Here is a 288-nt window from a genome sequence, read left to right as displayed (position 1 = left end):
GTGATACGATCATCTTTGTCACCAGTGGAAAGACGCGCCACACCGTCTTTTTCTGCATCCACACGCATAGAACTGAACTTCAAAATCTCAAACTGCTTGCCGTCTTTGGTCAGGCGCACCTGCTTGTAAAAAGCAGGACCACCATCGGATTTGACTGCAATATCCGTAATCAGAAACACCGGACTCAGGATAACCAGTGCCACCAGCGAGATCACAATATCCATGACACGCTTGACAAACAAGAACTCCGGGCTTGCCATTTAGCGGCCCACACGCAGCATGGGCAGA

At 50.0% G+C, this 288-nt stretch carries 1 pseudogene; it reads right to left on the bottom strand.

Features of this window, described 5'->3' with window-relative positions:
* Positions 1-288, bottom strand: a pseudogene (locus P0G09_RS20485) (sugar transferase); the annotation flags it as partial.

The organism is Faecalibacterium sp. DFI.5.82 (assembly GCF_029076575.1).
Classification (GTDB): Bacteria; Bacillota; Clostridia; order Oscillospirales; family Ruminococcaceae; genus Faecalibacterium; species Faecalibacterium duncaniae.
This window is presented reverse-complemented; position numbering and strand designations above follow the sequence as displayed.